The following is a 25,276-nucleotide window of genomic DNA, read 5'->3' on the forward strand; positions in this document are numbered from 1 at the left end:
CGATGACCACCGCTCTCGCCCTCGAAGCCGGGTACTGGCATTCCCTCGGCCGCGGCGTAGGCGCCATCCTGGCCTACGCCCTGCTCGGCCTGGTGCTCATGCTGATCGGCTTCCAGGCCGTGGACATGACCACCCCGGGCCCGCTGCGCGCCATGGTGGCCCGCGGACTGCCCAACGCCGTCGTGATCAGCGCCGCGGCCATGGTCAGCATGGCGTTGATCGTGGTGCTGGCCATCTACGCCCAGGCCGGCAAGCTCTCCGAAGGCCTGCTGGCCGCCACGGTCTACGGCCTGGTCGGCATCGTGGCCCAGGTGATCTCGGTGCGCGTGCTGGAATTCGTGCTGGGCATCGACATCGGCGCGCTGCTGAAGAAGCCGGAGTTCAGCACCGAATCCGTGGTCGTGTCCGCCGCGCACGTCGCCATCGGTCTCGTGGTGGCCGTCGCGATCCTCTGACGCTCAGCTGAACTGCGGCGACCGCTCGACCGCGCGTCCGGCCGTCGCCCGCAGCCACCACGCCAGCCAGATCATGCCCAGCCCCGCCGCCAGGTGACCGATCCGCACCACCGGCGCGGGCAGCAGGAACGTCAGCGACAACACCGTCAGACCCGCCACATACAGCGCGAGCGCGACCGGCGGCACCGTCCGCGCTCGCCACAAGGCCGCCGCGAACAACCATGTCCCGAGCAAGGTCAGCGCCGCGGTGGCGAGAAAAGCCCAGCGCGCGGGCCCTTCCAGCAGCAGCCTCACCACCGCCGGATCCTCGTGCACCAGTACGAAATTCATGGTGTACGCCACGCCCGCGAACAGGCCGAAGCTCAGCAGATGCACCGCGAAAGCCCCCGCGCCGAACCGCCCCATCCGCTCGTACCCCGCCAGATACAGCCCCACCGCGAACGCGATCCCGAACGGCACCGACCCGCCGTTGAGCAGCTCCGTGGCCGGAAACTTCTGCCCGGCAACGGTCTCCAGCACCCCGGCGACCGCGATGGCCGCACCGCACACCATCCCCGCGACCGCCGCGAGCCGGAACAACGATTGACTGTTCATGATGAAATTCCCTCCGGGACAAACGAACTCGTACTGCGGCAACGCTACGAACCGGCTCCCGACGCGGTAAGTGCCACACGACCGGTGCCGCCCGGCACAGCGGCGGTGACGAAACCATGACCTTCGACCTATTTCCGCGCCCGGCCCTCGCCTGATCCCCGGCCACACCCCTACCCTCGGTCCCATGCTCCGCCCGCCCGCACTCACCTGGGTGACCTGCTCCACCTACACCTCGGTGCTGTCCGCCGGCTGGTTCGCGGCCCTGTCCTCAACGGCCCCCACCACCGCCCCACGCTTGGCCACCTTCACCACGGCCCTCTTGGTGCTCGCCGCCATCGATCTCCGCTCCGCCCAGGTGGAGCGGGCCGTTCGGTCGGCAGCTGCGGGGGTCGGGTTGCACGCGGTGTTGTTCGCGGTGGCGGCGGCTGCCGACTCGGCGGGCAATGCCAAGGTGTTGTTCGCGCTGCTGCCGTTCGAAGCTTTTGTGGCCCTGGGCCGTCGGGCCGCGATCGGGGTGGCGGCGGTGATCCTGGCGGCGGTCGCCGGGGCCGTGGTACTCCAGGCGCCGAGCCGGGCCGGAAGTGCGCGACTGGCCGAGCTGGTGATGTTCTCGATCGGGGTGGTGTTCGCGCTGGCATTGGGAGCGCTGACGATGCGGGCCGAGGCCGGGCAACGGCGGGCCGAGGGGCTACTGGCTCAGTTGTCGGAATCGCATGCGCGGCTGCGGGAGTACGCGGATCAGGCGGCGACGCTGGCCGCGGCCGCCGAGCGGGCGCGGGTGGCGCGCGATATCCACGACACTGCCGGACACCATCTAGCGGTGGTGGCGATCCAGTTGGAGAAGGCGGCCGCCTATCGGGAGCTCGATGCCGCGGCGGCCGATCGGGCGCTGGCCGATGCCCGCGATTCTGCGCGGACCGCGCTGGCCGAGGTGCGCACCGCGGTCGGGACTCTGCGCGCCGAGGCCGACGGCTTCACCCTGACCTCCGCGCTGCGAACGCTGGCGGAGCGCTTGGACGGCAGCGGGTTCGGCGTGCGCGTCGAGATCGACGGCGCCGAGGAACCCGGCGAATCGGCGGCGTTCGCCCTGTATCTGGCCGCGCAGGAGGGCCTCACCAACGCGGTCCGGCACTCCGGGGCGGCGACCGCGACGGTCCGGGTCGAACAGCGCAGCGCGCACAGCCTCCTCGAAATCTCCGACAGTGGCGGTGGTTTCGTACCCGGCACGGTGGAGGGGCACGGTCTGCGCGGCATGCGCGAGCGGCTGGCCCTGCTCGGCGGCGAGCTCCGGGTGGACACCGGGCCGCACGGCACCCGGCTGCGGGCGCGACTGCCCCGGGTCCCGCGATGACGGCGACGACCGTCCTGGTGGCCGACGATCAACGGCTGATCCGCGAGGGCATCGCCTCCCTGCTCGCGCTCCAGCCCGGGGTGCGGGTGCTCGGCACGGCCGAGAACGGTTCGGCGGCAGTCGATCTCGCTCTGGAACTCGCCCCGGACGTGGTCCTCATGGACGTACGCATGCCGGGCATGGACGGGCTCGCCGCCGCCGCGGCGCTGCGCGGCCACACGAAGGTCCTGATGCTCACCACCTTCGACGACGACGAGTACGTCATCGCCGCCCTGCACGCGGGAGCGCACGGCTACCTGCTCAAGGATCTCCCCGCCACCGAACTCGCCGCGGCGATCCGGCTGGCGCACGCCGGCATCGATCAGTACTCGGCGACCGTGTCCGCCCGCGTGCTCCGCATGCTGCGGGCGCCCACCAGTTCCCCGGCAGCCGTGCCCACGCTCACCAAGCGGGAATCGGAGATCCTGCGCCTGCTGGCGACCGGCGCGTCCAATCGGGAGATCGCCCGCGCCCTCTATGTCAGCGAGGGCACGGTCAAGAACCACGTCTCGAGCGTCCTGACCCGCCTGGGCGTCCGGGACCGAACCCAGGCCGCCATCTACGCCCTCGACCGCGGCCTGGCGTGACCGGGCTCAGCGCACCCGGCTGTATTTGATGAAGGCCACGCCGTCCTCGAAGATGCGGCTGGTCAGCACCCGGAACTTGGCCGGTTCAGGCAGCCCGCCGCCAGCACCGAACAGCGGACGCCCCTGCCCCAGCACGATCGGATACAGCTTCAGGAACACCTGATCGATCTCCGGCAGCAGCGCCTGGGCCAGCTCGCCGCCCCCGCACAGCCAGATCCCGAGCCCCTTCTCCCGCTTGAGCTCCCGCACCCGCGTCAACGGATCCTCGGCGATCAACTCCACATCGGGGTCCGGCTTCTCCGGCAGCGTCGTGGACACCACGAACTGCCGCAGGTGCGCGTACGGACTGGAAGTCCCGGTCCGAACCCCGAAGTCGTGGGTCTTGCGCCCCATGATCACGGTGTCGAAGTTCTGACAGGGTTTGTCGACGCCGAGCACCTGACGAACCTTGGTCGGCAGCGTCTCGGGATACTGCGCGATGATCGCCGGCCCGTGATCACCCCCGACCGGAAAGAAGTCGACCGAACCGTCATCGGTAGCGATGAATCCGTCGATGGTGGCCGCGACGTAGTAAGTCAGTTTGCGCATCTATCTTTTTCCTCCAGCCGGCACCACGCGTGCCGCTACTGAAAAAGGTAGCGCCTGAACCTGAGGGAATGTCCGGGTCCGACAAGATCGGATTACCCGACCCTGAAGAAAACCTGCTGGTCTCAGCCGCGCGGACGCGGCTGACAGCGGGGGCAGGAGAAGGACGAACGGTTCATGAACTTCTCCCGACGCATGATCGCGCCGCAGCGACGGCAGGGCTCGTGCTCGCGGCCGTAGGCGTTGAGGGAGCGCTCGAAGTAGCCGGACTGGCCGTTGACGTTCACGTACAGCGCGTCGAAGGAGGTGCCGCCGGCGCGCAGGGCCTCGTCCATGACGACCCGGGTCTCGGCGAGGAGGGTGTGCAGGGCGGGCTTGGTGAGCTTGGCGGCGGGGCGCTCGCCGTGGATCTTGGCTCGCCACAGGGCTTCGTCGGCGTAGATGTTGCCGACGCCGGAGATCACCGTCTGGTCCAGGAGTAGGCGTTTGATCTCGGATTGCTTGGCGCGCAAGGTCTTCACCACGGACTCGGCGTCGAAGCGCGGGTCCAGGGGGTCGCGGGCGATGTGGGCGGCGGATTCCGGCACCCAGGTGCCGTCCACCTCGACCAGGTCCGAGAGCTGCCAGCCACCGAAGGTGCGCTGGTCGACGAAACGCAGTTCGTTGCCGTCGTCGAGGGTGGCGATGATGTGCGCGTGCTTCTCCAGCGGGGCGGCGGCGGGCTGCACCAGCATCTGCCCGGACATGCCGAGATGCACGACCAGAGAGGTATCGGGCTCATCGAAGGTGAGCCAGAGGAATTTGCCCCGCCGCTGCGCGCTCTGCACGCGCAGACCGGTCAGCCGGGCGACGAGATCGTCGGCGCCGAACGCGTGCCGCCGCACCGAACGCGGGTGCTTGACGGTCACGCTGTCCAAGACGCGGCCCACCACATGCTCGGTGAGCCCGCGCCGGACGACTTCGACCTCGGGAAGTTCGGGCATCTAGCTCTGCGAGCCGTCAGCCACGGTGCCCTCGGGCGCGTTCTCGGCGTTCAACGCCTTGTAGGCCGCGCCCGCGGCCTTCTGCTCCGCTTCCTTCTTGGAGCGGCCCACCCCCTGGCCGTAACCCTTCCCACCGATCACCGCGGTAGCGGTGAACTCCTTGTCGTGGTCGGGTCCGGTGGAGGTGATCTCGTAACTGGGCACGCCGATACCGCGCTCGGCGGTCAGCTCCTGCAGGCTCGTCTTCCAGTCGAGCCCGGCCCCCATCCGGGGACCGCGCTCGAGCAGAGCGGCGAACAGGCGCAACACCACTTCCCGCGCGACATCGATGCCGTGCTGCAGATGCACCGCACCCAACAGCGACTCCATGCCATCGGCGAGAATGCTGGGCTTGTCCCGGCCGCCGGTGAGCTCCTCGCCCTTGCCGAGCAGCAGGTGGCAGCCGAGACCACCGGGACCGAGTCCGCGGGCCACCTCGGCCAGCGCGTGCATATTGACAACGCTCGCACGCAGTTTGGCCAGCTCGCCCTCGGACTTGTCCGGGTGCTCCAGATACAGGCGCTCGGTAATGCTCAGGCCGAGCACCGAATCGCCCAGAAACTCCAGGCGCTCGTTGGTCGGCAACCCACCGTTCTCGTAGGCGTACGACCGGTGCGTGAGCGCGAGGCGCAACAGCTCCGGCTGCACGTCTACGCCGAGTGCCTCGAGTAGCTGGGCATGGTCGGCGGCGTCACCTACGGCGGGAATATCCGCAGCGTCCTTGCTGGCGGTCACGGTCGGCAGAAACCGAATCAGATCGCGGAGGTGACCTGACGGCCCTTGTAGGTGCCGCAGCTCGGGCACGCGATGTGCGGCAGGGTCTGCTGACCGCAGGCACGGTTTGGGCAGGTGATCAGGGTCGGCGCGGTGGCCTTCCACTGGCTGCGACGCGCGTGGGTGTTGGCACGGGACATCCGGCGCTTCGGAACGGCCACGACTAGCTCTCCTCTGTCTTACTTGCGGCACCGTTGTGTCCCGCAAGGGTGGAATCGGTTGATGGGTCCGACACGGCGTCGTCGAACGCCGCCGAATCGGGGGACTCAGCATTGAACTTGGCGAGTCCGGCCCAGCGAGGGTCAAGTATCTCATGACCGTGGCCGGAACCCGCAATCGCCATCTTGACGCCGCATTCCGGGCACAATCCCGCGCAATCCGGCTCGCACAGCGGCTGCAACGGCAGCTCCATGCCGACCGAATCGACGATCACCGGCTCGAGGTCGATGAAATCGTCCACCAGACGCGGGATCTCGTCGTCCTCGGTGGTCTGATCGGTGGCGCTGTTCGGGTAGGCGAACAGCTCGGTGAGGTGCAATTCGATGTCGTCGGTGAACGATTCGAGGCACCGCGAGCATTCGCCCTGGACGGGAGCGCTGACCGTGCCGGTGACGAGGACACCCTCGGACACCGACTGCAGCGTGAGATCCAGCTCGACCTCCGCACCGGCCGGGATGGCGATCAGATCGAGGCCGATCTTCTCCGCCGGCGTCACGATGCGATGGAACTCCTTGATGGAGCCCGGGGCACGTCCGAGACTGCGGACGTCCAGCACGAAGCCCGCGTCCGTCAACTTGTGACGATGACGCGAACCATTACCGGAATCGGCCGACATCTCTGAACTCACCTTCGCACTGGGTGGGGAATGGGCAACCACCCCACAATACCGAAAGCCCCGCTCGCGACCCAATTGGGGCGAACGCGGGGCAATCCGATCGGATGTGGGCGGCGGACGCCCGGACTCAGCGGCGGAAGCCCGGGGACTCCGCACGGAACTCCGAGGCGTAGTCCGGCACCGACGAGCCCGAACGGACCTGGTGGCGGCCGCGGCCGATGATGCGCAGGGTGCTGTGCAGGGTCTCCTCGAAGTCGGCGAGCTTGCCGTCGACGTAGTCGTCGCATTCCGAGCGCAGGCGGTCGGAGTCGGCCTGGGCGGCGTCGATGAGCCGGGCGGATTCGGTGTGCGCGGCGCGCACCACCTCGGTCTGCGAGACCAGGCGGTCCTGCTCGGCCTTGCCCTCGGCGACCGAGCGGTCGTAGGAGGCCTGGCCCGCGGCGGCCAGCCGGTCGGCCTCGGCGCGGGCGCGGCCGGTGAGGGCGTCGTACTCCTTCTTACCGTCGACCACCGTGCGCTCGGCCTCCTCCTCGGCCGAGCCGACCAGGTGTTCGGCGTGGGCGCGGGCCTCGGCGACCATGCGGTCGGCGTGCGCCTTGGCGTCGGCGAGGATGCGGTCGGCTTCGTCGCGCGCCGAGGTGACGGTGTGGTGCGCCTGGTCGTTGGCGGTCTTGACGGTGGTCTCGGCGCCGGTGCGGGCATCGGTGACGATCTTGTCGCGGTGATCGAGCACGTCCTGGGCGTCGTCGAGCTCGCCGGGCAGCGCCTCGCGGACGTCGTCGAGTAGTTCGAGGACCTCGCCGCGCGGCACGATGCAGTTTCGGGTCGGCGGGATGCCGCGGGCCTCTTCGATGATGGCCACCAGCTCGTCGAGCGCTTCGAATACCCGGTACATGTGCTACTCCACTCTTCTTCCAGGACTCACGGCGAGACTCTCCGCTTCAGCCAGTCTGCCAATCTCCGCGCTGTCAACAAGGTCCGACACGGCGTGTCGCCGGTTTTCCGAACTGTTTCACAGACCACAAAAACAAGTGGAGGAAACTGCTCCACTTGGTGTTACCTTGGAAGAGCAAGACAAGTAGCGGTGTGTTTCGGATGGGGTAGACGATGGCTGTCCACGAGATTCAGCGGGCGACGATGCCCGTTCCAGGTCTGGTGCACACCTATACGTTGAGCTCGGAGGCCATTGCCTACGGCTCGGAGGCGATCGCCCAGGGCACCGGAGCGCTACGCGCGACCGGCGTCCGCTGGTCCGCCCGCCTCGGCGCGTGGCTACGCGGTGACGCGGCCTTCGCCCAATTGATTCGTTTCGCCCTCGTCGGCGGCCTCAGCAACGTCGGATACATCCTGCTGTTCCTCGCGCTCTACGGCGGCGGCCCGCAGGTGGCCAATCTGGCCGGATCCGTCGTGAGCACCGCGCTCGCCAACGAGATGCACCGCCGGCTCACCTTCCAGGCGGCCGACCGGGTGCGCTGGCACACGGCGCAACTGGAGGGCGGCGCGCTGGCGCTGGCCGGGCTCGCCATCACCTCGGGCGCGCTGGCGATCCTCGAGGTCACCGCGCCGGGCATGGGCGACATCACCGAAGCCGTTGCCGTGCTGGCTATTACCGCCGTCGTCGGCACCATCCGCTTCCTCACCCTGCGACTCTGGGTCTTCTGAGCCCCCTCCCCCGATCTTCTCCGCATACGCGGGAACCCCTTTCGGCCTGTCGGCGTCCAAACAAGCATCGACGACGAAAGGGGTTCGGACATGGACCGTTGGCGCGGATGCCTTGGGGGACGGCGGGATACGAGCGGGCCGCGGCCCCAACGACCGCCGAGCCGAGCCTGCGGGTCGTGCGTGCGCCCCCGCCGGCCGCAGCCACCCCGCCGGGAGAGCGAATGACCAGCACAGCCGAGAGCACGACCGGGCCGGCCACGGTGACGACGCCGGTCGGCGGACGCCATTGCGGGGCAAGGGGATCGCGGCGAGCGCTACTCGAGGGGCACGGCGCGCAGCGCAACCTGCGGCAGCAATCGGACCCCGGGCATCGGCGCGCCCCTTCGCAGATGCGCAACTCCGGGCACCAGACACATGACCCGGCGCTCAGGACCTCACTGGACCGGCGTGAACAGCATCGGAGGCTGATCCGCGCCCTACTGCCGGAGATGGCGCCGGGCACCGTCGTGAGTCATCAGTCGGCGGCCGTGCTGTACGGAACCACGCTGTGGCGGACGCCGCTGGACCGGGTATGTGTCACGCGCAATCGCCGCGGCGGTGGACGGACCAGGCCGTTCGCGAAAGTGCATGGCTCACCGGTGGATTCCGCGGTGGAGATCGACGGGTTCGCGGTCACCACGCCGGCGCGGACCGTGGTGGATCTGGCGCTGACCCTGCCGTTCGAGGCGGCGGTGGTGGCGGGCGACGCCTTGGCGGGCATGTTCGGCCTGGGCGCGGCCGAACTCGGCGAGGAGGTGGCGCGGGCCAAGGGGCGATACGGGATCGGGCAGGCGAAACAGGTGATCGCGATCCTCGACGGGCGCAGCCAGAGCATCGGGGAGTCGCTCAGCCGCACCATGATTCACCAGCACGCGCTACCGCTGCCCCGCTCCCAGGGCAATGTCCTGACCCCGGACGGCCGCTTCGTGGCCCGGGTCGACTTCTACTACGAGTCCGCGGGCGTGCTGTGCGAGTTCGACGGCCCCACCGAATACGGCCGCCTACTCGGCCCGGGGCAAGACTTCGCCACCACCGTCGGACGCGAACGCACCCGCGAAACCTACCTGCGCGCCTTGGGTTTCGAAGTGGTGCGCTGGACCTGGGACGACCTGATCCGCGATCGAGCCGCCCGCCGCCTGCGCGCCGCGTTGTCACGCTCGCGCCCGCAGCCGGACGGCCACATCGAACCCGCGCCCGCCTTGCCGACCCGCCCGGCCCTGATCCACCCTCTATGAGACGGCGGCGCGGCTGGGAGATTCGCCGAGCCGGAAATTCGGCCATCCGCTGAGCCGTATGGGGTTGCGGCTCAGCGGGGGCCAGTCGGTCAGGCCTTGGCCTGGCGTTCGGCGATGCGGGCCAGCAGGCGCTTGTTGACGACCGGGGGCAGCAGGTCTGCGATGTCGCCGCCGTAGGCCGCCACCTCCTTGACCAGGGAGCTGGAGACGAAGCTGTAGGCAGGGTTGGTGGCGATGAAGTAGGTGTCGACACCGGTGAGCTTGCGGTTCATCTGCGCCATCTGCATCTCGTAGCCGAGGTCGGTGGCGTCGCGCAGGCCCTTCACGATGGCGGTGATGCCCTGCTGCTTGGCGAAGTCCACCAGCAGTCCGCGCCAGGATTCGACGCGGACGTTGGGCAGGTGCGCGGTGACCTCGCGGATCAGGTCCATGCGCTCCTCGACGGTGAACATCCCCTGTTTGTTGGGGTTCACCACGACGGTCACGACCACTTCGTCGAATTGCTCGGCAGCGCGGGCGATCACATCGAGATGTCCGTTGGTCACCGGGTCGAACGACCCCGGGCACAGTGCTCCAGCCATGGCCGCACGCTACCGCATCCCGGGGTACGATCCGCCCGCGCCCCAAACCTCACAAATCGGGCATGCCTGGTCAGCTATGGTTTTGCAACCCAGCAACTGCTTGCTCGCCGTTAGGGAACTGTTCGGTTTGCTCCCATTGATCGTTTGCGAACTCAATTGCGAAGCTGCATCGGCAATCTCGCTCGTTACAGAAAGCAGTGATATGTCAAGCGCATCGTTGGGTCGGAAGATCGCAGTCACCGTGGCTGCGACCGTTAGTGCGTTCAGCGGCCTGGTAGGCGCGACCGCGCATGCCGATCCGGGCCACGGCCAGGGTGCGGCTCCGGAGCACGTTTTCTACATCATGATGGAGAACCAGGGCGACGACGACATCCTCGGCAACACCGCCGATGCGCCGTTCATCAACCAGCTGGCCAACGACTACGGCGTGTCGACCGGGTTCCACGGCGTGACCCACCCGAGCCTGCCCAACTACCTGTCGATGTTCTCGGGCGACTTCCAGGGCATCTGGGACGACTGCAAGGCCGGCGCCGACTCCAAGTGCGCCCCTGAGGAATTCGTCCCGGGTTCCGGCGACGGCACCTCCACCGCCGCGCTGACCCCGGAGCAGTTCGCCAGCGCGAGCGCCAAGCCGCACCTGTTCGGCGGCAAGAACCTGGTCGACCAGCTCGAGGGCAAGGGCAAGTCCTGGAAGGCCTACATGGGCGGCATGCCCTCGGCCGGATTCCAGGGCGAGTTCGCGCCCGGTGACGTCAACGGCACCATGGTCAAGCTGTACGCCCAGAAGCACAACCCGTTCATGTACTTCTCCGACGTCAACTCCCCCGGCAACGCCCGCCTGCAGAAGGTGGTGCCGTTCGAGAACAACTTCGACGCCGACCTCAAGAGCGGCAACGTCCCGAACTTCACCTGGATCAGCCCGGACCAGTGCTCGGACATGCACGGCATCTCGCACGCCGCCGCCACCCTGATCAACAAGCCGGCCTGCGAGGAACCCGCTTCCGGTGTGGCGCACGGTCCGATCCACACGGGTGACGACTACCTGAAGGACACCGTCACCAAGATCATGAACTCGGACACCTGGAAGAATTCTCGGTCCAGCATCGTGATCGCGTGGGACGAGAACGACTACTCCGGCTTCACCGGCGGCCCGGGTAGCCCGGTCGGCGCCAACGGCACCGTGCTCGGTGGCGGCGACGCCCCGCTGCTGGTGATCAACTCCGACAAGGTGCACAAGGAGAAGGGCGAGAAGGGCAAGCCCGAGGCGCACCACAAGGTTTCCACCGACGTCTCCGACCACTACTCGGTGTTGTCGGCCATCGAGCAGCTGTGGGACCTGGGCTGCCTGGCCAACACCTGCGAGCACAAGGCCCCCGAATCGCTGCGGGACCTGTTCGAGAACTGACCTCCGCGTACTGCGCAAGCTGCCCGCCGGTTCGACCGGCGGGCAGTTCGCGTTCGGTACCTGCCGTCCCGAATCAGGTTTCCACCGCGACCGCGAAGCCGAAGGCCGGGACCAGGGAGGGGTTGTTGAAGGCGGTGATGCGGGCGACCTTCGAGCCGATCAGGGTCAGGACGTGGATGCCGTACGCCTCGTAGCGGTGTTCGGCCGCGCGCTTGTAGACGACGAAGGCGGGCTGGCCGTTCGCCCGGACCGGGATCATCCGCCACAGGCCGGGGTTCAGGATGCGGGCGGTGAGGAAGCCCAGTACCGCGTCGCGACCGGTGAACCAGGTTGGGGTGGGCGGCATTTCCATTTCGACGTCGGCGCGCAGCAGTTCGACCAGGGCGGCGTGGTCGGCGCTGGTGAACGCGGTGACGTAGTCGTCGAGCAGGCGGCGCTGCACCAGCTCGTCCGGCTCGGCCAGATCCGTCTCCACCGGGCCGGCTTGGGCCAGGCGGGATCTCGCCCGGCGGAGGGCGCTGTCCACGGCGGTCGGGGTGGTGTCGAGGATGGCGGCGACCTCGGTGGAGCGGAACGCGAGCACGTCGCGCAGGGTGAGTACGGCGCGCTGGCGGGCGGGCAGAAGTTGCAGTGCCGCAAGGAAAGCCAGCCGGACGCCGGTGCGGCCGGCCACGATGGCGGCCGGGTCGTCGAAGCCGAACCGGGCGTCGGGTGCGGGTTGCAGCCAGGGCACCGTGGGTTCGCGGGCGGCGACGGCCACCCGGTGATCGTCCTCGGGCGCGCCCAGCCCGGACGGCAACGGCCTGCGGGCCCGGCCTTCCAACGCGGTCAGGCACGCCATGGTGGCGATCTTGTACAGCCAGTTCCGCAGCGACGACCGCCCCTCGAACCCGCCGAATCCCCGCCAGGCTCGCAGATAGGTCTCCTGCACCAGATCCTCGGCATCGTGGATGGACCCCAACATCCGATAGCAGTGCGCGAGCAGCTCCGGCCGGAATCGCTCTGCGAGACCGGCGAATTCGCGCTGCGAGTAACGCTCGCCCGCAGCGGACCACCCGGTCCCAGCGGACGGCTGGGACCCAGGGTTCAGCTCGGCCTCCACGGGCACCCCGGTCCCGGCGGGCGGCTGGGCCCCAAGGGGCAGCTCGACCTCCATGGGCACCCCGGTGCCGGCGGGCGGCTGGGCCCCAAGGGGCAGCTCGACCTCCATGGGCACCCCGGTGCCGGCGGGCGGCTGGGCCCCAAGGGGCAGCTCGACCTCGACGGGCACCCCGGTGCCGGCGGGCCGTTCGGTCCCAGCCGGTACCGTGGCCTCTGCAGGCAGCTCGGTCTCGGGCGGCTGCTCGGTGCCAGGTGGTCGTTCGGTGTCGTGCGGTCGTTCGGTGTCGGAGGGCATGGCCGATACTCCCGCGGGTGCGTCGGTTGTCATGGTTGCGCCACCTCAGCCGATCTGCCGTAGCCCGGCGCCGCTCACCAAGTATTCCGCCGCGCTGTCCGGATCTCCGGCAAGTTCGACGACGGCCTTGCCGACCTGGTCGGGTGTGAGCACCGGTCCCATGCCCACGACGTAGGCGTCGACGTCGATTCCTTCCCGGGCGGCGTAGCCGGCGACCGCGTCCGCGCCGAGTCCGGTGGCCGGTGTCAGTCGGGGCAGCAACGCCACGAAGCGGATCCCGAGCCCGGCCCGCTGCGATTCGTCGGCCGCGTAGGTGCGCAGGAACCGGATGGTCGCCTTGGCTCCCGCGTATCCCCCGCTGAGCGGCGACCCGTTGAGCGCGGCCCCGCTGGACATGGCGATCACCGCGCTGCCCGGCGGCAAGGGCGCCCGCAACGCGGCCCCGATCCACACGAACGCCTGTTTGGTGTCGGTCTCCCAGTTGCGCCCGAACGTCTCCCAGCTCTGTTCGTGCACGGGGGCCAGCCGCGGTCGCGCCCCGGCATTGAGCACCAGCAGCTCCGGCCGGTACTCGCGAATCACCTGTTCGGCCACCGTGTCCTCGGTGGCGTCCGCGGCGAACGGCACGAACCGTTCCCCGAGTTCTGCCCGCAGCTCCCGCAGCGCCTGTTCGTCCCGCGCCACTCCGACGACCCGGTCGCCCGAGGCGACGAGCGCCGCGGCGATCCCCCGCCCGAACCCGCGGCTCGCTCCGGTGACCACCGCGGTCCGATTCGATTCCGACATCACGCACTCCCAACTTCGGTCTGAACCTGTCAGGAATGAAGACCGCCGGGAGCCGCGAAATCCGTCGGCTCTGAGCCGTCCGCTTCAGGACCGGGCCACCGGCAGGTCCTCGAGGTGGATTCGGTTCTGAATGAACCCGGTGAGCCAGACGTCGTCGAGCGTGGAGTTGTGCTCGGCGGCGAGCATGCCGGGTGCGGCGTCCGGGACGACCGGGCGTTCGCTCATGATGGCGCGGCCGAGCAGGTGTGAGCCGTCCCACGTCTGCCGGATCCCGAAACCGGAGTGGACATCACGGAAGGTCTGCATCTGCGGGAAGATCTCCGAGCAGCTCGGCTCGGTCCCATCCGCTCGCGTGAAGTTGATGAACATTCGATTCGTGCGTATGCCGACCTCGGCGTTGTAGACGTGACCGACACGAGCGAGATCGATGAGAACTATCGGTGTCGTGATCGTGGCGGGACTCGTGCCCGTGTCCAAGGGGAATATCGAGTACAGCCACCGCAATTCACGCCCGGCTTGGGTTACGTGATAGTGATGCCACACCTTCCGAAGCGGTGCGAGCTGAAGTTCGTCGGAGACGAATCTCGCCGACATGGAGCCGGCCAGCGTGTCCCGCATGCTGTCGTGGGACGCCCGGGCGGAGCTGCCGATCCCATCGGCGATATCGGTCAGCCGCATGGTGGCAGCGGCCATGACCCGGGAGTTTTCGGCGACGACATCGGACATCATGCGAGACACCGCGCTCAGGCCTCGATCGACGTTCGTCCGGGAGAAGAGGTCCTGCATCGACGAGCCCACGATTCCGCCGCCCAGCGCGGTCAACGCTCCAGCGATGATCGTATTGATGGGCAGCACCTTGCCACCCGAATTCGACACGATGCCCCACAACGAGCCCAGAATGGTGACGAGTATTCCGATGATCAGCGTGACTTTGGCTGCGGTGTTACTTCTGCTCGGCAGCGCCGGCGAAGTCGTGGTGGTCATGATTACGCCTTGGATGAGACGGCGGAAAGCTGAAATCTGGGTACCGGCGGTGCGTCCGTGCACGCGAGCTGTGCGGCCAGGTAGCCGCTGGTGATGGTGAACTTGAATCCGTGCCCGGAACACGCGCTCAGCAGCACCGTCGAACCTCCCGGTAGACGGTCGATCACGAAATCCTTGGACGCCGTGTTCGTGTAATGGCAGGTTCGAACTTCGCGCAGGGTGAGCTGCCGGGAGTTCAGGGCCAGGCGCTCCCGCAGATACTCGAGTTGGACCTCGACGGACTGCCGCAATTCCGCGTCGTCGATCGGTTGATCGGGGTCCACGACGGTCGCCGGCTCGTGGACCCCCATGATGTGGATGCCGCTCCCGGCATTGACCATCCCGTACCACTCGTCGGCCGTCACGTCCATCCAGCTGCAGGAGTGACCGCTCGCCACGAGTTCGGGCGAGCCGCAGACGATCTGATACTGGCGAGTGACAGTGAGCTGCGAGGCCGCGGCCGGTGCGAATCTGCCGAATTGCCCGCCGGCGGCGATGATCACCCGATCCACGATCACCGGTCCGTTCGATGTCATCACCGTGACGCAGGCGCCCGTGTCGTCGATCGCCGAGACGGCCGTGTTCTCGTGGAGGGTCACCCCGAGCGCGCTCGCTCTGGCCGACAGCGCCTGAAACACCGACGCCGGGGTCATCATCCCCGCATTGCGCTCGTACACACCGATTTCCCCGGTCCGCAGGTGTAGCCCGGTCCGCCCGGAGGTCTGCGCGGCGGCGAGGATTTCACAGTCCTGGCCCGACCGTTCGAGCGATTCGATGACGGCATCGGTCCCCGTCGCGCCGCCGACCCCGAAGTGCAACATGCCGCACAGGTTGATCAGCGGCGATCCGGTGTCTCGTTCGAGCCGCTCCCAGCGTGGGCGGGTGTCGCGCATCAGTTCGGCATAGAAAGGATCCGTATACCCGAACCTGATGATCTTCGATCGCCCCGCGCTTGCCGCGGCCTCGCCGCCGATGGTGCTGCGGTCGAAACCGATGACCGACCACCCGAGTTCGGCTGCCGCCAGGCATGCGGACAGGCCCGCGGCCCCCAGCCCGATGACGGCAATACGTCCTTCGTGAACCACCCGAACCCCCAGACCGCGATCACTCACCGTCCAAGTGATTGTATCGAGCGCGGCCGTGCCGCACCGGCCGAAGCCGCGAAAACCCTTGTGTCAGTTGGCTTCGGCGTATTCGGCGAGGTCGATCCGGGTCTCGCCGTAGGTGCGGGATTTGAGTGGGGAGAAGCCGTCGGGCCAGGTCACTTCGGGTGAGCGGATGGAGCGTTCGACGACGATCAACGCCTCGTCGTGCAGCCAGCCGCGGTCGGCGAGGGCGCGCAGGTCGGACTGGACGTCGGCGACGTCGAGGTCGTAGGGCGGGTCGGAGAAGACCAGGTCGTAGCGTTCGGGGGCGGCGCCGGACAGGACGCTGGTGACGGTGTTCTGGCGGAGTTCCGCGCCCGGGAGCCCGAGGTCGTCGATATTGCCGCGGATGATGGCGGCGGCTTTGCGGTCGGCTTCGATCAGCAGGGCGTGGGAGGCGCCGCGGGACAGCGCCTCCAGGGCCAGAGCCCCCGAACCCGCGTAGAGGTCGAGGACGTGCAGGCCGTCGAAATCCATGCGGGCGTGCAGGAGGCTGAACAGCGCCTCGCGCACGCGGTCGGAGGTGGGGCGGGTGCCCGCCGGGGGGACGCGTAGGCGTCGGCCCCCGGCGGTACCTGCCACGATGCGGGTCATTCGGCGGCGGCCTCGTTGAGATTCACGTCGACGAGCAGGTCGCCGCCCTCCACCTGCTGGACCTTGGCGATGGCGACGCGGCGGACGATGCCGCCGCGCGGGGCGGTGATGGCGGCTTCCATCTTCATGGCCTCGATGGTGCCGATGGTGTCGCCGGCGGCCACCGAATCGCCTTCGGAGACAGCGAGAGTGACCACACCGGCGAACGGGGCCGCGATGTGCCCGGCGTTGGTCTTGTCGGCTTTCTCCGCCGTCGGGATCTCGCTGGCGATGGAGCGGTCGCGCACCTGGATGGGACGCAGCTGCCCGTTGAGGATGCACATGACCGAGCGCATGCCGCGCTCGTCGGGCTCGGAGATGGCTTCGAGGCCGATCAGCAGGGTGACGCCCTTGTCCAGCTGGACGTGGTGTTCCTCGTCGTGGCGCAGGCCGTAGAAGAACTGGTTGGCCGAGAGCCCGGTGGTGTCGCCGAACTTCTCGCGGTGGGCGAGGAATTCGGCGGTGGGGCCGGGGAACAGCAGCCGGTTGAGGGTGGCGCGGCGTTCGGCGGAGGTGCCGTTCAGTCCGGCCTCGTCGGCGGCGGTGAGCTGGGTTTCCGGCTTGGCGGGGCCGCGGCCTTCGAGGGCGCGGCTGCGGAACGGCTCGGGCCAGCCGCCGGCCGGGGTGCCGAGTTCGCCACGCAGGAAGCCGATCACCGAATCGGGGATGTCGTAGCGGGCCGGGTCGGCGGCGAAGTCGTCGACGTCGACGCCGGAGCCGACCAGCGCCAGCGCCAGGTCACCGACCACCTTGGAGGACGGGGTGACCTTGACCAGGCGGCCCAGCATCCGGTCCGCCGCCGCGTACTTCGCCTCGACCTGCTCGAACTGGTCGCCGAGACCCAGGGCGATGGCCTGCTGGCGCAGGTTCGACAGCTGACCGCCGGGGATCTCGTGGTGGTAGACGCGGCCGGTCGGGCCCGGCAGCCCGGACTCGAAGGGCGCGTACACCTTGCGCAGCGCCTCCCAGTACGGCTCCAGGTCGCACACGTTCTGCAGGTTCAGACCGGTGTCGTAGGGCGAATTCGCCGCTGCCGCAACGATGGCCGACAGCGCGGGCTGGGAGGTGGTGCCCGCCATGGGCGCCGACGCGCCGTCGACGGCGTCGGCGCCGGCCTGCCAGGCGGCCAGGTAGGTGGCGAGCTGGCCGCCGGGGGTGTCGTGGGTGTGGACGTGCACCGGCAGGTCGAATTCCCGGCGCAGCGCGGTGACCAGGGTGTGCGCGGCGGGGGCGCGCAGCAGTCCGGCCATGTCCTTGATACCGATGACGTGTGCCCCGGCCTCGACGATCTGCTCGGCGAGCTTGAGGTAGTAGTCGAGGGTGTAGAGGTCCTCGTTCGGGTTCGACAGGTCGCCGGTGTAGGACAGCGCGACTTCGGCCAGGGCGGTGCCGGTTTCGCGGACGGCGTCGATGGCCGGGCGCATCTGGTCGACATTGTTCAGCGCGTCGAAGATGCGGAAGATGTCGATGCCGGTGGCGGTCGCCTCGGAAACGAAAGCGCGCGTGACCTTTTCGGGGTACGGCGTGTAGCCGACGGTGTTGCGGCCGCGCAGCAGCATCTGCAGGTTGATGTTCGGCACCGCTTCGCGCAGCGCGGCGAGGCGCTCCCACGGGTCCTCGAACAGGAATCGCAGCGCCACGTCATAGGTTGCGCCGCCCCAGCATTCGATGGACAGCAGTTCCGGGGTCATGCGCGCCACGTGCCCGGCCACGTCGAGCAGGCCGTTGGTGCGGACGCGGGTGGCGAGCAGCGACTGGTGCGCGTCGCGGAAGGTGGTGTCGGTGACGGCCACTCCCTCGCGGTTGCGCAGCCACTGCGAGAAGCCTTCCGGGCCGAGCTCGAGCAGCCGCTGCCGCGAGCCCGACGGCGGCGGCACGGTCAGGTCGATGGCGGGCAGCTTGTCGTGCGGGTACACCTTGGTCGGCCGCGAGCCGTGCGGCTTGTTCACGGTGACGTCGGCCAGGTAGTTGAGGATCTTGGTGCCGCGGTCGGCGGAGCTCTTCAGGGTGAGCAGCTGCGGCCGCTCGTCGATGAAGGAGGTGGTGACCTTGCCGGCGCGGAAGTCCGGGTCGTCGAGCACCGCCATCAGGAACGGGATGTTGGTCGTCACGCCACGGATGCGGAATTCGGCGACCGCGCGGCGGGCGCGCGCGACCGCGGTGTCGAAGTCACGGCCGCGGCAGGTGAGCTTGACCAGCATGGAGTCGAAGTAGGCGCCGACCTCCGCGCCGACGTTGGCGCCACCGTCGAGGCGCACGCCCGCGCCGCCCGGGGAGCGGTAGCCGGTGATGCGGCCGGTGTCGGGCCGGAAGCCGTTGGCCGGGTCCTCGGTGGTGATGCGGCACTGCAGCGCGGCGCCGCGAATGTGGATGGCGTCCTGGCTCAGGCCCAGATCCGCGAGGCTCTCCCCCGCCGCGATCCGCAGCTGCGACTGCACCAGGTCGACGTCGGTGATCTCCTCGGTGACCGTGTGCTCGACCTGGATGCGCGGGTTCATCTCGATGAACACGTGGTTGCCGCGCTCGTCGAGCAGGAATTCCACGGTGCCGGCGCAGGAGTAGCCGATCTGCTTGGCGAACGCCACGGCGTCGGCGCAAATGCGGTCGCGCAGTGCGGGATCCAGGTTCGGTGCGGGCGCGAGCTCGATCACCTTCTGGTGGCGGCGCTGCAGCGAACAGTCGCGCTCGTAGAGGTGGATCACATTGCCGTGCTGGTCGGCCAGGATCTGCACCTCGATGTGGCGCGGGTTGACCACGGCCTGCTCGAGGAACACGGTCGCGTCACCGAAGGCGGATTCGGCCTCACGCGCGGCGGCCTCGATGGATTCGCGCAGCTGGGCGGGATCGGCGACCCGGCGCATGCCGCGCCCGCCGCCACCGGCGACGGCCTTGACGAAGATCGGGAACTCCATCGACTCCGAGGCGGCCATCAGGGTGTCCACGTCGGCGGACGGCTCGCTCGAGCGCAGCACCGGCAGGCCGGCGGCCTTGGCGGCGGCGATGGCGCGGGCCTTGTTACCGGTCAGTTCGAGCACCGAGGCGGCGGGGCCGATGAAGGTGATGCCTTCGCGGGCGCAGGCGGCGGCCAGGTCCGGGTTCTCCGAGAGGAAGCCGTACCCGGGGTAGATGGCATCGGCGCCCGCGCTCTTGGCGGCCTCGATGATTCCCTCGACCGACAGGTACGCCCGCACGGGGTGGCCGGGCTCACCGATCTGGTACGCCTCGTCGGCCTTGAGCCGGTGCACGGAGTTGCGGTCCTCGTACGGAAAAACCGCGACGGTACCGATGCCGAGTTCGTAGGCCGCGCGGAAGGCGCGAATGGCGATCTCGCCGCGGTTGGCGACCAGGACTTTGGAGAACATGCGTAGAAGGTACCTGCCCCGGGATACGGAATAGGCATCGAAGTCCCGATCGGTGCAATCTTCACAGCATGGACTGTTCGGTTGCGAATTTGTGTTAATCACCGCGATACATGCCTGCCGGTGAGGGTTACGGGGCTCCGACCATGGAATTCGCCGCCGTGTTAAGCAACACGGCTCCGCGGCGCGCCGCGGCGGCCGCGCGGACCGAGACATCGCGGTGCCCGGATCGCCGCCCGATCGTGTCCGAGACCACACTGCCCGCCGCCGAAGATGCGCGAGAAGTCTTGGGCGACGGTAAAATCCGGCTGGGAGGAGGGGACGGTGAGAGTTTTCGCGTCACGGGGGCTGCCGCTGCTGTTCCTCTCGGTCGCGCTCGTCGCCGTGACGGGCTGCGCGACCAGCGTCGCGGGCCATCCGGTCCGGCAGCCGACCGATCCGGCGAGCCTCGAGGTCGGCAATTACCAGACCACGCCGCGGGTGGTGGGAAACGCCAAGACCGGCAAGCAATCCCGGATCCGGGAGTCCCAGCGGCTGTCGGATTACGTGGCGTTGCCGTTCGAAGCCGACCACGACTACGCCTTCGAATGCTCCGGCAATGTCCGCCCGCACGTGGTCACCAACCACAAGGGCCTGGGCGACATCCTGATCAACGACACCTTCGACGAGGTCGCCCATGATCTGCGCGGCGGCTGGGTGGACACCTGGTGCACCGGCGCCGAGACCGAGGAGAAGCACCGCAGACTCAGTATCGCGGTGCTGGAGTTGCCGGACCCGGACCGGGCCGCCGCGGTCGGTCCCACCCTCGAAAACGACGACTTCACCTACAACAACGGCAACCAGCCGGTCTCGCTGCCGAAATACCGTGCGAGCAAGGCGCATTGGCGTCCCACCGTGGCCTCGATCGGCTCCTGGACCGTGCACGACCGCTACGTCGTGTACGTCAAGATCGTCGACGAACTGGCCGCCGCCCCCGACCTGGCCGACCTGACCGGACGCACCGAACGCATGCTCGACGTGGCGCTGCCGCTGCTCGACAAGTTCCAGCCCACGCCGGACGACAAGTTCGAGCACATGCCGCTCGACCCGGACGGCATCCTCGGCCGCACCCTGCCGACCAATCCCGAACTGCCGCTGCGCCCGGACCCGGACGGGGTGTACACCGGCCGCGGCGCCTTGCAGAGCCTCGACAGCGCGGACCTGGACTTTCTGACCATCGGCGATGTCGACCTGGTCGGCTACGGCGACGCGCTGGTGTTCCACAGTCGCACCGGCCGCGCCGCCCGCGCGCTGTGGGACAAGTGGAATCCGGCTCAGAACTCCCCCGACAAGCATCGGAGCATCGACCCGCCGCCGGGCTTCCCCGGCGACGTCGGCTGCTTCGCGGATCTGGAGAACGGGCAGGTCATGTTCCACCAGTGCACGTTCCACGTGGACAAGTACAACGTGCAGGTCGGTGCGCGCAATGTGGCGGAGCTGTATCAGAAGACGGCCGCCGAGTACGTGCTGGTGACGAGCCGGTGAGGCGCAGGCGATGGTCGCGCGGATTCCGCAGGCTCCGAACGGTTCTCGGCACCCGCGGGATGGCGGCGTGCGCGATCGCGGTGACCGCGGTCCTGGTCGTCGGGTTCGTCGCCGCGACGTGGTCGGTTCCGGGGCATCCGGTCCCCGGCATGACTCCGACGGATCTGTCGAAACTCCAGGTCGGACCGTATCCTTCGGCTCCGGCCGAGTTCACGCCGTTCTACGGCTCCACCGCCGACGCGTACGCGATCGAATCGCGCCGCATGCTGACGTATCTGGCCGGGCCCGACGTCATCGATCCCGACATCCGATACCTGGGCGGGGCCCGCCTGCTGAGCAGCTCCGGCGACTTCGACGACACCAACGGCCCTTTCCCGAAGAACTGGCAGCCGGTCGCCGAACGCAATCGACTCATCGCCGGCGCGTACATCTGGCGCAACAACGACAGCGTCCGGGCGCGCAAGCACATCACCCTGGCGATCCAGCGCTTCCCGACCGAGCAGGCCGCCCGCGCCGCCACCGACGGATACTGGGACGCCCTGAACTCTCCTGAGCGGCACACGATCCCGATCAGCGCCGCCGATCTGCCCGCAGACACGCGCGACAGTGTCCGCGCTTCGTCCCGGACCGACGACAGAGGCGAACTGGTCGCGGCGCACGGCGTGTACGTGATCATCGGCCACGCCGTGATCCCGCAGACCGATCCGGCCGCCCTCGGCGCCCGCCTACAGGAGATGCTGCGCGCTCAGCTCACCGCGATGGCCGACCTGAAACCCACTCCACTCGAGGATCTTCCGGACCTGCCGAGCAATCCGGACCACATCCTGGACCTGACCCTGCCCAACCAGTACGACATGTCCGATTCCGATCGGGCGTCGGGCGGGGGCCGAGGCGGGATCTACACCCCGGCGGGCGCACTGCACTTCGAGCGCGACACCGCGGTGGCCCGCCCGGCGTTCGCGGCGGCGGGGGTGGATCTGGTCGCCCGCAACGGGGCCACGGTCTACCGCACCCGGGATCTGGCGGCGGCCTTCGGTTTACAAGCCGCCCTCACCCGCCTGGGCCGCGATGACGACGAGGTTCCGAACCCGGCGGGCGTCACCGACGCACACTGCGTGCGGCTCGACGAACCGGAGCCGATCCGCGATGCCACCTACCTGTGCGCGGTGGTCTACGGCCGGTACGTGGCGGTGATCGGCGCGCAGGCCAGGTTCAGCGGCGGCGCGCCCGCCTCGTTCGAGCAACGGGTGTCGGCACAGTATTCGATGCTGGCCAGGAGCGGATAGATGGGTGTCGCGCGATCGAGAACCCGTCCCGGCCGCATCCTGGCGCTCGCCCTGACCGCCGTGCTGGCCGGCGCGTGCGGATCCGGCCCGTCCGAGCCCGCCGCGCCCGCGTCGCAGGCCGCGACCGTCGATGTGTCCCGATTGGATCCGGGCAACTATCCGGTGGTGCCGCGGGCCATCACCAACAAGAAGCCCGACATCACTGTCGGGGACGTGATCCAGGAATCGATCCGGCTGGCCGAGCACACCCCGATCCCCCTCGAAGTGGACGATCGGCTGGTGTTCGGCGGCAACGGGCGCGCGATCACCGCGGACTACCCGCCGATGGGCATCGACGGCTTCAACGATCGGGCGCCGGGCCTGGTCGCCGGATGGCAGACCAACGGGCGGCACCGGTCGGATATCTCGCTCGGGTTGAACGTGCACCTCAGCGTGCTGCGGTTCGCCACACCGGCGCAGGCGGTGACAGCGGCGGATTTCCTGCTGGGGCAGACCAGTCCGGAGTATCCCGACAAGGGTCCGCTCCAGATTCCCGGCTATCCCGCCGCCAAGGCCACGCTCACCTCGCTCGACTGGGTGCGGGTCTACAACGCCCAGGGTGAATACCTGTACTGGCTGACCATCGAGGACGACCTGACCGTGCCCGACGGTCCCGGATTCCTGCTGGACGTGGCGAAACGGATGCTGGACAAGGCGATCGAGTCCGTGCGCGACTATCACCCGACCCCGCGCGATCAGCTCGCCGGGCTGCTCGCGGACCCCGACGATCTGCTGAGCCGCACGCTGCCCGCCGGCAAGGGCCAGATCCGGGCGACCGAGGGACTGTACGGGCCGCACGGCGCGCTGACGCTCGACGATCGGCCGGCGGTCTCGCGGGTCGTGTTCGCCGACACCGGAGTCGACCTGGTGGCCAGTTCCCTCAGCAATATCTATCGCACCAGGGACGACGCGTCCGCCCAGCGCTTCACCGCCGCCTTCGGCGACGAACTGCTCGACCGGTACCGCCCCATCGATCCGCCGCCCGGCCTGGCGACCGCACGCTGCCTGCAACTGAAGGACGTGAAGTACGCCATCGGCGCCAAATTCATGTGCTACCTCCCGTACCACCGCTACGTGGCCGAGGTGAGCGCCGACCAGTCCCAGGATCTGCGCCAACGACTTTCGGCCCAGTACGAGCTACTCGCCCACGGCCACATCTGATACCGGGCCGGGTCCGGCGAACGTTGCTACATTCCAAGGGTTCTGGACAACGGCTGGAGGCGGCCGCTGGGGGCTCGGAGAGGTGGGGAAGCATGCCGTTGCGGCCCGGCACAATTGTGGGCGGCCACCGGGTGATCCGGGTGCTGGGCAGCGGCGGGATGGGGACCGTCTATCTGGTGCAGGATCCGATGTTCCCGGGGCGGCTGGATGCGTTGAAGGTGCTCAGCACCGATCTGTCGCACGACGAGGTGTATCGGGCCCGGTTCGCGCGCGAGGCGAATCTCGCGGCGGAGATGGATCATCCGAACATCGTGACCGTGTACGCGCGCGGCGAGGAGGACGGGCGACTGTGGATCGCCATGCAATACGTCCCCGGCACCGACGCCTCGGTCGAATTGAAGCAGCATCCCGAGGGGATGACGCCGTTGCGGGCGCTGCGCATCGTCACCGAGGTGGGCAAGGCGCTGGACTACGCGCACCGGCGCGGACTGCTGCACCGGGACGTGAAGCCCGCCAACTTCCTGCTCTCCCGTGACGAGAACGGTCACCCCGGCGACGAGGAACGGGTGCTGCTCACCGATTTCGGTGTGGCCAAGTCGGTGACCGACGGGCGGGAGCTCACCGCGACCGACGCCATGATGGCCACCCTCGCCTATGCCGCGCCGGAACGGCTGGTCGCGGGGCCGCTGGATCATCGCGGCGACATCTACAGTCTCGGCTGCGCTTTCGTGAAGCTGCTCACCGGGCGCACCCCGTTCCCGGTGAACTCGATCGCGCAGGCGACGCTGGGTCATCTCCAGGATCCGCCGCCCGCGCTGGGCACGCTGCGGCCCGACCTGCCGCCGGCCTTGGACGCGGTGATCGCCAAGGTGCTGGCCAAGGATCCGGACCACCGCTACTCCACCTGCCGTGACTTCACCGATGACGTGGCGCTGGCGCTTGCCGGCCGGGTTCCTTCCGCCCCACCGATTTCCACCGCACCGACCTCCGGCCCGGGAGTGTGGGCACCGTCGGTCGCCGGGCAGGAGCCGCCGACCGAACGGATCACGCAGCCGCAGCCGACCGCTCGGGGACTGTCCCGGCGCACCCGACTACGCACCCTCATGATCGCGGCGGCCGTTGCGGTGCTGGGCGTTTCGGGCACCGGCGTCTACTTCGCCACCCGGCACGATTCCGGTGGCGACAGCGTCGCCCAAACCACTTCGACGCCCACCGATTCCCCCGCTCAGGTGCGGGCCGCGCACCCGGGCTTCCAGAACAAGACGGTCGCCGCCTTCAACCTCGGCGACAGTTCGCTCTCGGTCGACCTGGACACCAGTGAGCAGGCGAAGTTCCTGCAGGACATCGGTTTCCGCTACGCCACCGAGTATCGCGCCAAGCAGGACGAGACCTCGCCGCGGCCGCTGTCGGCCTCCGGGGAGACGGTGCCCGACGTCGACCTGGTCATTATCGTGCGCACCGACAAGCAGGCGGGCAACGGTGGCCTGCGCGGCCTGCCCAGTTCGTTCCTGTCCTCCAGTCTCACCCACGCCCGGCTGCTCATCGTCGATGATCCGGCGACCGCCCAGGCCTTCCAGACCTGGACCCCGCGCTCCACCGATGTCGCGATCACGAAGGTCGTCCCCGCCATCGCCAAGGTCCTGTGAGCGGCTCCCGTTGATCGCTCTCCGGAAGTCACTGCGCGCCAGCGTGATCCACGTCTCGAGCGATCTTGGGCGGCCAGGCGCAAGTGCGCCACGACGGTTGGCGCGACACCGCCA

Annotated in this window: 24 protein-coding genes; 10 read left to right on the forward strand and 14 right to left on the reverse strand. The window is 68.8% G+C overall.

Annotated elements, in window-relative coordinates; genetic code table 11:
• The first annotated feature begins 2 nt into the window (after positions 1–2).
• Entirely contained in the window at positions 3–455 is a 453-nt protein-coding gene (locus tag ACYVKL_RS34980; protein WP_379171895.1) for a DUF350 domain-containing protein, read from the forward strand.
• Between the two features lie 3 nt (positions 456–458).
• Here the strand turns inward: ACYVKL_RS34980 and ACYVKL_RS34985 are convergent, their stop codons facing one another.
• Positions 459–1,049: a hypothetical protein gene (locus ACYVKL_RS34985; RefSeq protein ID WP_379171897.1), complete on the reverse strand. Its 591-nt coding sequence runs from the start codon at positions 1,047–1,049 to the stop codon at positions 459–461.
• 184 nt (positions 1,050–1,233) lie between these two features.
• On the opposite strand from ACYVKL_RS34985, the gene ACYVKL_RS34990 reads away from it, so the two are divergent.
• Positions 1,234–2,400 carry a sensor histidine kinase gene (locus ACYVKL_RS34990; RefSeq protein ID WP_379171902.1) on the forward strand — a complete coding sequence of 389 codons (1,167 nt, stop codon included), beginning with the start codon at positions 1,234–1,236 and terminating at the stop codon, positions 2,398–2,400.
• On the forward strand, positions 2,397–3,026 hold the full coding sequence (locus ACYVKL_RS34995; RefSeq protein ID WP_379171904.1) for a response regulator: 630 nt from the start codon (positions 2,397–2,399) through the stop codon (positions 3,024–3,026). The genes ACYVKL_RS34990 and ACYVKL_RS34995 overlap by 4 nt, the downstream gene beginning before the upstream one ends.
• Before the next feature lie 6 nt (positions 3,027–3,032).
• Here the strand turns inward: ACYVKL_RS34995 and ACYVKL_RS35000 are convergent, their stop codons facing one another.
• The 6 genes from ACYVKL_RS35000 to ACYVKL_RS35025 all read right to left on the reverse strand — a co-directional run bounded on the left by ACYVKL_RS35000 (position 3,033) and on the right by ACYVKL_RS35025 (position 7,137).
• Entirely contained in the window at positions 3,033–3,614 is a 582-nt protein-coding gene (locus tag ACYVKL_RS35000) for a dihydrofolate reductase family protein (RefSeq protein ID WP_379171906.1), read from the reverse strand.
• Positions 3,615–3,736: 122 nt separating this feature from the next.
• Positions 3,737–4,594 carry a bifunctional DNA-formamidopyrimidine glycosylase/DNA-(apurinic or apyrimidinic site) lyase gene (mutM, locus tag ACYVKL_RS35005; RefSeq protein WP_379171908.1) on the reverse strand — a complete coding sequence of 286 codons (858 nt, stop codon included), beginning with the start codon at positions 4,592–4,594 and terminating at the stop codon, positions 3,737–3,739.
• On the reverse strand, positions 4,595–5,368 hold the full coding sequence (gene rnc, locus ACYVKL_RS35010) for a ribonuclease III (RefSeq protein WP_357193500.1): 774 nt from the start codon (positions 5,366–5,368) through the stop codon (positions 4,595–4,597).
• Between the two features lie 17 nt (positions 5,369–5,385).
• Positions 5,386–5,568, reverse strand: a complete 183-nt coding sequence (rpmF, locus tag ACYVKL_RS35015) for a 50S ribosomal protein L32 (RefSeq protein WP_033088742.1) — start codon at positions 5,566–5,568, stop codon at positions 5,386–5,388.
• A gap of 2 nt (positions 5,569–5,570) precedes the next feature.
• Complete coding sequence (locus tag ACYVKL_RS35020) at positions 5,571–6,242, reverse strand: YceD family protein (RefSeq protein ID WP_379171913.1); 672 nt, start codon at positions 6,240–6,242, stop codon at positions 5,571–5,573.
• A gap of 127 nt (positions 6,243–6,369) precedes the next feature.
• Complete coding sequence (locus ACYVKL_RS35025) at positions 6,370–7,137, reverse strand: DivIVA domain-containing protein (RefSeq protein ID WP_379171915.1); 768 nt, start codon at positions 7,135–7,137, stop codon at positions 6,370–6,372.
• A 212-nt stretch (positions 7,138–7,349) separates the two neighbouring features.
• Here ACYVKL_RS35025 and ACYVKL_RS35030 point away from each other — a divergent pair, with 212 nt between their 5' ends.
• Together ACYVKL_RS35030 and ACYVKL_RS35035 are read left to right on the forward strand one after the other, a co-directional pair.
• Complete coding sequence (locus ACYVKL_RS35030) at positions 7,350–7,904, forward strand: GtrA family protein (protein ID WP_246598003.1); 555 nt, start codon at positions 7,350–7,352, stop codon at positions 7,902–7,904.
• Positions 7,905–8,125: 221 nt separating this feature from the next.
• A complete protein-coding gene (locus ACYVKL_RS35035) occupies positions 8,126–9,178 on the forward strand; it encodes a hypothetical protein (RefSeq protein WP_379171918.1) in 1,053 nt (350 codons plus the stop codon).
• Positions 9,179–9,267: 89 nt separating this feature from the next.
• Here ACYVKL_RS35035 and coaD read toward each other — a convergent pair whose 3' ends face one another.
• Complete coding sequence (gene coaD / locus ACYVKL_RS35040; protein WP_213557108.1) at positions 9,268–9,759, reverse strand: pantetheine-phosphate adenylyltransferase; 492 nt, start codon at positions 9,757–9,759, stop codon at positions 9,268–9,270.
• Between the two features lie 241 nt (positions 9,760–10,000).
• Here coaD and ACYVKL_RS35045 point away from each other — a divergent pair, with 241 nt between their 5' ends.
• On the forward strand, positions 10,001–11,164 hold the full coding sequence (locus ACYVKL_RS35045) for an alkaline phosphatase family protein (RefSeq protein WP_379171921.1): 1,164 nt from the start codon (positions 10,001–10,003) through the stop codon (positions 11,162–11,164).
• Between the two features lie 73 nt (positions 11,165–11,237).
• Here ACYVKL_RS35045 and ACYVKL_RS35050 read toward each other — a convergent pair whose 3' ends face one another.
• The 6 genes from ACYVKL_RS35050 to ACYVKL_RS35075 form a co-directional block, all read right to left on the reverse strand.
• Complete coding sequence (locus tag ACYVKL_RS35050; RefSeq protein WP_379171924.1) at positions 11,238–12,593, reverse strand: RNA polymerase subunit sigma-70; 1,356 nt, start codon at positions 12,591–12,593, stop codon at positions 11,238–11,240.
• A 12-nt stretch (positions 12,594–12,605) separates the two neighbouring features.
• Positions 12,606–13,346, reverse strand: a complete 741-nt coding sequence (locus tag ACYVKL_RS35055) for an SDR family oxidoreductase (protein ID WP_379171926.1) — start codon at positions 13,344–13,346, stop codon at positions 12,606–12,608.
• A gap of 84 nt (positions 13,347–13,430) precedes the next feature.
• Entirely contained in the window at positions 13,431–14,330 is a 900-nt protein-coding gene (locus ACYVKL_RS35060; protein WP_379171928.1) for a hypothetical protein, read from the reverse strand.
• A 2-nt stretch (positions 14,331–14,332) separates the two neighbouring features.
• Positions 14,333–15,481 (reverse strand): FAD-dependent oxidoreductase, encoded by a 1,149-nt coding sequence (locus tag ACYVKL_RS35065; protein WP_379171930.1) that lies wholly within the window; start codon positions 15,479–15,481, stop codon positions 14,333–14,335.
• 63 nt (positions 15,482–15,544) lie between these two features.
• On the reverse strand, positions 15,545–16,108 hold the full coding sequence (gene rsmD / locus ACYVKL_RS35070; protein ID WP_379171932.1) for a 16S rRNA (guanine(966)-N(2))-methyltransferase RsmD: 564 nt from the start codon (positions 16,106–16,108) through the stop codon (positions 15,545–15,547).
• Complete coding sequence (locus ACYVKL_RS35075; protein WP_379171934.1) at positions 16,105–19,509, reverse strand: pyruvate carboxylase; 3,405 nt, start codon at positions 19,507–19,509, stop codon at positions 16,105–16,107. The genes rsmD and ACYVKL_RS35075 overlap by 4 nt, the downstream gene beginning before the upstream one ends.
• A gap of 321 nt (positions 19,510–19,830) precedes the next feature.
• Here ACYVKL_RS35075 and ACYVKL_RS35080 point away from each other — a divergent pair, with 321 nt between their 5' ends.
• The 4 genes from ACYVKL_RS35080 (at position 19,831) to ACYVKL_RS35095 (ending at position 25,162) form a co-directional block, all read left to right on the forward strand.
• Positions 19,831–21,030 carry a DUF7373 family lipoprotein gene (locus ACYVKL_RS35080; protein ID WP_379171936.1) on the forward strand — a complete coding sequence of 400 codons (1,200 nt, stop codon included), beginning with the start codon at positions 19,831–19,833 and terminating at the stop codon, positions 21,028–21,030.
• On the forward strand, positions 21,027–22,316 hold the full coding sequence (locus ACYVKL_RS35085; RefSeq protein WP_379171938.1) for a DUF7373 family lipoprotein: 1,290 nt from the start codon (positions 21,027–21,029) through the stop codon (positions 22,314–22,316). The genes ACYVKL_RS35080 and ACYVKL_RS35085 overlap by 4 nt, the downstream gene beginning before the upstream one ends.
• Positions 22,317–23,516: a DUF7373 family lipoprotein gene (locus ACYVKL_RS35090; RefSeq protein WP_379171940.1), complete on the forward strand. Its 1,200-nt coding sequence runs from the start codon at positions 22,317–22,319 to the stop codon at positions 23,514–23,516.
• 92 nt (positions 23,517–23,608) lie between these two features.
• Positions 23,609–25,162 carry a serine/threonine-protein kinase gene (locus tag ACYVKL_RS35095; protein ID WP_379171942.1) on the forward strand — a complete coding sequence of 518 codons (1,554 nt, stop codon included), beginning with the start codon at positions 23,609–23,611 and terminating at the stop codon, positions 25,160–25,162.
• Positions 25,163–25,276 lie beyond the last annotated feature (114 nt).

The sequence above is a fragment of the Nocardia tengchongensis genome (genome assembly GCF_054781395.1).

What these genes read in the sequence shown, in the direction of transcription:
- ACYVKL_RS35030 (WP_246598003.1), top strand. Translation starts at nt 7,350, where the DNA reads ATGGCTGTCCACGAGATTCAGCGGGCGACGATGCCCGTTCCAGGTCTG.
- ACYVKL_RS35000 (WP_379171906.1), bottom strand. Translation starts at nt 3,614, where the DNA reads ATGCGCAAACTGACTTACTACGTCGCGGCCACCATCGACGGATTCATC.
- rsmD (WP_379171932.1), bottom strand. Translation starts at nt 16,108, where the DNA reads ATGACCCGCATCGTGGCAGGTACCGCCGGGGGCCGACGCCTACGCGTC.
- ACYVKL_RS35050 (WP_379171924.1), bottom strand. Translation starts at nt 12,593, where the DNA reads ATGACAACCGACGCACCCGCGGGAGTATCGGCCATGCCCTCCGACACC.
- coaD (WP_213557108.1), bottom strand. Translation starts at nt 9,759, where the DNA reads ATGGCTGGAGCACTGTGCCCGGGGTCGTTCGACCCGGTGACCAACGGA.
- ACYVKL_RS35025 (WP_379171915.1), bottom strand. Translation starts at nt 7,137, where the DNA reads ATGTACCGGGTATTCGAAGCGCTCGACGAGCTGGTGGCCATCATCGAA.
- ACYVKL_RS35055 (WP_379171926.1), bottom strand. Translation starts at nt 13,346, where the DNA reads ATGTCGGAATCGAATCGGACCGCGGTGGTCACCGGAGCGAGCCGCGGG.
- ACYVKL_RS34980 (WP_379171895.1), top strand. Translation starts at nt 3, where the DNA reads ATGACCACCGCTCTCGCCCTCGAAGCCGGGTACTGGCATTCCCTCGGC.
- ACYVKL_RS35090 (WP_379171940.1), top strand. Translation starts at nt 22,317, where the DNA reads ATGGGTGTCGCGCGATCGAGAACCCGTCCCGGCCGCATCCTGGCGCTC.
- ACYVKL_RS34995 (WP_379171904.1), top strand. Translation starts at nt 2,397, where the DNA reads ATGACGGCGACGACCGTCCTGGTGGCCGACGATCAACGGCTGATCCGC.
- ACYVKL_RS35020 (WP_379171913.1), bottom strand. Translation starts at nt 6,242, where the DNA reads ATGTCGGCCGATTCCGGTAATGGTTCGCGTCATCGTCACAAGTTGACG.
- mutM (WP_379171908.1), bottom strand. Translation starts at nt 4,594, where the DNA reads ATGCCCGAACTTCCCGAGGTCGAAGTCGTCCGGCGCGGGCTCACCGAG.
- ACYVKL_RS34985 (WP_379171897.1), bottom strand. Translation starts at nt 1,049, where the DNA reads ATGAACAGTCAATCGTTGTTCCGGCTCGCGGCGGTCGCGGGGATGGTG.
- ACYVKL_RS35035 (WP_379171918.1), top strand. Translation starts at nt 8,126, where the DNA reads ATGACCAGCACAGCCGAGAGCACGACCGGGCCGGCCACGGTGACGACG.
- ACYVKL_RS35095 (WP_379171942.1), top strand. Translation starts at nt 23,609, where the DNA reads ATGCCGTTGCGGCCCGGCACAATTGTGGGCGGCCACCGGGTGATCCGG.
- ACYVKL_RS35060 (WP_379171928.1), bottom strand. Translation starts at nt 14,330, where the DNA reads ATGACCACCACGACTTCGCCGGCGCTGCCGAGCAGAAGTAACACCGCA.
- ACYVKL_RS35075 (WP_379171934.1), bottom strand. Translation starts at nt 19,509, where the DNA reads ATGTTCTCCAAAGTCCTGGTCGCCAACCGCGGCGAGATCGCCATTCGC.
- ACYVKL_RS34990 (WP_379171902.1), top strand. Translation starts at nt 1,234, where the DNA reads ATGCTCCGCCCGCCCGCACTCACCTGGGTGACCTGCTCCACCTACACC.